Annotated in this window: 2 protein-coding genes; one reads left to right on the top strand and one right to left on the bottom strand. The window is 49.8% G+C overall.

All coding sequences use genetic code 11. The features are described from left to right. A partial coding sequence (locus tag VB741_RS14685; RefSeq protein ID WP_323365933.1) for a hypothetical protein occupies positions 1 to 1078 on the bottom strand: 1078 nt, incomplete at its 3' end. 322 nt (positions 1079 to 1400) lie between these two features. Here VB741_RS14685 and mobF point away from each other — a divergent pair. Beyond that, positions 1401 to 4523 (top strand): MobF family relaxase, encoded by a 3123-nt coding sequence (mobF, locus tag VB741_RS14680; protein WP_323365932.1) that lies wholly within the window; start codon positions 1401 to 1403, stop codon positions 4521 to 4523. The last annotated feature ends 273 nt before the right edge of the window (positions 4524 to 4796 follow it).

Here is a 4796-nt window from a genome sequence, read left to right as displayed (position 1 = left end):
CAAAACAGTCCGTCATCCGCATGGGAATCGAACCCATCTCATGGGTTTCCGGTAATTGCTCCCGCACCAATCGGCTCAGACTGTCCTGATTATCCCAGGCAAAGGATAGCCGATTCGCCAGCCCCCGTGATTCAAAATACTGCCGCAGTCCTCGCTCCATCAGATAAGACGCACCACCCGCTAAGACCACATCACCTTTGCCGGTAGCCAAGCTGGGAATCAAATGGTCATTAAAGTGAGGGTCCAGCGCTGCCAGATAAGCCGTTTCCACCTGGGTCATGGCATCACTAAAATTCACCATCTGCCCTTTGGCCACCGAATATTGATTGGGATTTTCTGAGTCCAAGGCGGTTAGCAGCACCTCAAAGTCAGCATCTGAAACGCCTGCTGCTGTGGCGGCTTTTTCAAAGGTCTCCCAAAAGCCAGGGAACTTCGAGGTGGACTTGGCCCCATTCAACGTGCCAGTTTCAAAGGCCAACTGAGTGCCATTGCGATGGCCAAGCATTTCCACCCAGGTGGTGCGCTGGGTAATGGCAACACCTTGCTGCTGAAGTTCCTGCTTACGCTGCACATAGATGCCATAGCCTTCAGGCCGAAACTTCAGCTGTAAGCGTACTTTGTAATCCTGCTCATCGTGGAATCGGAAGCCCTGGCAGATTTGCATCAGCCGGTCTGCAATCTGCTGACGGGTACCCAGTTCATTGATGGGTAGCAGAATCCAGACGACGGCATCGAACTTGGTGGGGAGGTTCTCGGCGGTTGCTATCGCACCCAGTACCGCCGCAATCCGCTCTGGAGCCTTAAGAAACTTATCTTCCTTAAAGCTGTTGTACTCCAGAAAGGCACGAGCCGATTTCCCCACAAATGTGAGTTCATCCCCCAATCGATACCAGGCATTGTCTTGAGGACGCCCCCCATGATTAATCCGACCAATGCCCGAAGCAGGCCGCTGAGCCACTTCCGCATCCATCCACAGCGCCTGAGTTTGGCCCTGATTCAACTTATAGAAAAACTTACCGCCTGACTTACCCAGGTCGCAGGCCAAAAGCAATTTGGGAGGCCATAGAGACGTCACCATACGCAATTTCCTAAATCAACTCACCCATTGTGGCAAGAATCGCAATGAATAACGTGACTATTCGTGAAACTTAATTTCTAAATTCAGAAATAAATCTGCTATTGCGTGACAAATCGTGTCAATTATATTTCACGTCAGCCATAAGCAGATAGTCTGTGATCAGCAAACGTTACGCCCCGATCCGGGGCTTCACGGAGTGGCCACACAGGACGCCATTTTTATGGCAATTTCCCCCTAACCGCCATCTCCCAACCGTTTCAAGGTTCTTCACGTCATCTACTCGTTTTGTCCGATTGTTGTGTCATTTTAGACCAAGCTTTCCGTGCTTTCCACGAGTAATCTTTCGGCCCACCAGGCCGCCCATTACTATTCAAAAGAAGATTATTACAGCCAGGAGGAGGGCGTCTCGCCATCTCGCTGGTTGGGTCAGGGTGCAAAGAAATTGAATCTCTCCGGGGATGTGGATACGGAGACGTTTCAGCACCTGCTGCGAGGCCAGACACCGAATGGTCAAAATTTGTTCAGCCGTAAGGTGGATATTGATCAACGTCGGGCAGCTACAGACTTTACATTCAGCGCTCCAAAGAGTGTGAGCATTGCCGCCTTGGTGCAACAGGATGAGCGGGTGGTAAAAGCCCATCATCAGGCCGTGGCGAAAGCACTTTCTGTTTTAGAAGAACGCTATGCTCAGACGAGAATTTCAACGGAGACAGGACGGCAACGGAGCAAGACGGGTAATCTGATCACGGCTGTGTTTACTCATGGCACCAGTCGGGAGGTTGAGCCGCAGTTGCATAGTCATTGTGTGGTGCTCAATGCTACTCAGTTAGACGATGGTCGCTGGTTTAGTTTTAGTAATGAGCAGGCTATCGCGAATAAAAAACTGCTGGGTCAGCTCTATCAGAATGAGTTGGCCCACTTGCTGAAGCAACAGGGTTACCAGATTGAGCCTAAGGCCCACGGTCAGTTTGAGCTAAAGGGCTATGACCCAGAATTGCTGAAAGCTTTTTCTACCCGGCGAAAACAGATTCTATCTTTACTGGAAGAGTGGGAGGCTGAGGGTAAGAAGCCAACGGCCTCTAATGGCAAGGCAATCCAGTCGGAGCTGCTGCTACGGGAAGCGGCGAATCTGAAGACGCGGAAGAATAAACCAAAAGTAACCAGTGCTGAACGATTGCTAAAGGGTTGGAAGGCGTTTGTGCAGTTGAAGGGGTTTGAGTTGCCAGAATTGCCAGAATTGCCAGAATTGCTGGGGGAAGTAGTTGCGATCGCAACCACCCAGAATGTTCGTGCTGCATCAAACTTAAAACCTGCTATTCAGCATTGTGGTGAACGGGATGCAGTTTTTCGGCAGACGCACCTGGAACGGTTTGTGTTTGAGCATCATTTGGGGGAGCAGAATTGGGATGATTTGGAGGGTGCGATCGCTACTAACCCCGAACTTATCAAAGTCGAAGAGCAGAAGTTTACAACCCAAGCTGCCATAAACCTGGAACTCAATACCATCCGACTTATGCAGCAGGGGAGAGGTAAAGTTGAGCCGCTGGCATTTCCGGAATCGTTGGTTAGAGATCGTCCCCTTACCCACGAGCAACAGCAAGCTATCCATCTCACCTGCACTACCCCCGAGCAGTTCATGGCATGGCAAGGGTCTGCCGGTTCTGGCAAAACCTATGCCCTGAATACCCTCAAGCAAATTGCCCAGGACCAGGGTTATCAGGTGCGAGGCTTTGCCCCCAGTGCAGAAGCGGCCCATGAGTTGGGGCAAGCATTGGATATTGAGACAGAAACCGTGGCAGCATTGCTGACGTCTCAGAATCGGGAAACCGGAAACGCGATCTGGATTGTGGATGAAGCCGGAATGCTCAGCATGAAAGATGCTTGTTCACTTCTAACTCGTGCCACTGCCGAACAGGCCCGAGTAGTTTTGGTGGGCGATACGAAACAGCTTTCTGCTGTTGAAGCAGGCAACCCATTCAAAAGTTTGCAGGCAGGGGGCATCACGACCGCCTATCTGGATGAAACCTTACGACAGCAACGGCAAGAACTTAAAACAGCGGTGCAGCTGATTGCTCAGGGCAAGATGGTTCAGGGCATCGATACTCTTGATGCGGCTGGATGTATTCGAGAAATTGAAAATGCTGATTTTAGACGCAAACAACTGGCCCAGGATTATCTGGCACTATCACCAGAAGGACGAAAGCAAACGCTAATTCTGGCAGGCACGAATCAGGAGCGGTTGTCGCTGACTCAAACCTTACGGGCTGAGCTTCAGGCTGAGGGGAGTTTGGGGCGGGATGCTTTTACAGTTATGGGTTTGCGACAGAAGAATATCACCAAAGTCCAGGCTGCTTATGTCACGGTGTATCAGCCAGGGGATGTACTGGTGCCGACCCAGGATTATAAGAAGCAGGGGTTACTGAAAGGGCAGCAGTATACGGTGGTTTCGGTGGATCGGGAAAACCATCGGCTACTGGTAGAGACGCCGGGTGGCCAGGTGATGGGTGTAGAGCCAGGAAGGTGTCCGTTGAAGTCAGTTTATGTGGGGCAAGAGGTTCAGGTAGCTTCTGGCGATCAGCTCCGATGGACTAAAAATGACCGGGCTAATAAACGACGCAATGGCCAGCGGTTTACGATCCAGCACATTGGGCCTGATGGCATCGCTCAGATTATTGACAGTGAAGAGAATACGCAGCAGATCAATCTCAGCGGTCGACAATATGTGGACTATGCCTGGGTGAGTACCACATATGGTAGTCAGGGAAAGACAGCGGATCGGGTAATGGCTTTGATAGATAGTACGACGACGAACCGTGAGTCTTTTTATGTGACGGTGTCTCGTGCGAAACATCATTTAGCACTGTATACGGCTGATAAGGTGGCGCTGTCGCAGTGGGCTGAGGTATCGAAGGTGAAGGAAAATACGAGTGATTATGTTCCGTTGGCTCAAGCAGTAGAAAGTGATGTAGTTAGTGCGCTCGGGGGAGATAGCAACATATTTCCGACGGTTACTCAACCTTTAGCTACAACAAATAGCAATCCATTAGTGCCGAAGTCATTGGCTGTCCCTGATGAGGTTACTCAAAAAGAGACTGAGCCTTTTGAGGCTCAAGTATCTCCACCTGAGTCAAACACTCAGCCATCGATAAAACAGAAGTCTTTGGCCCTTTGGCAACAATATAATCAGGAGCTTACGCTCAGGGATCCTGTAAATCTAGATCTTCAGGTTGCAAGGAAAGCTTTGAAAGATGGACAGAGCCAGAAGGATATTGCGTTAATGCTTTCGGCTGGCAGTCCTATGGTGCGACGAATCATTCAAGATCAAGGTAAGCAGCAGGCAATGGTCTATGTGAATCAAACGGTGCGTAAGGTTCTTAACCATCAGATGGTGCAGAATAGGCGTTCGCCTCAATTGAAACGTGATCGGTCAATGGAATTAGAGTAAGGTGTGAGATCGCAATCGGTAACTATTACAATTGTATCTGGGGTTCTTTGAATTTATGCACAATGCCCGACGACGGGGAAAAGCATTGTTAGCCAGTCTATTGTGTACCGTTCTCAGTTAACTCCCTAAAACGCATATTGAGCCCAAAAAAAAATAGAGTACCCGTAGTATTAGAAGCAAGAGTCCCTATGAGGGGTGATTCGCCTAGCTAACTGTATGACCCCAAGTAAAAGAATAAGGTATTTCCCAGTATGAGACGCATGTATCTTATTC

Origin of the sequence: Leptothoe sp. PORK10 BA2, assembly GCF_034932105.1 — a bacterium.
Classification (GTDB): Bacteria; Cyanobacteriota; Cyanobacteriia; order Phormidesmidales; family Phormidesmidaceae; genus Leptothoe.
The sequence above is the reverse complement of the archived record's forward strand: the minus strand, read 5'-3'. Positions and strand labels throughout refer to the sequence as shown.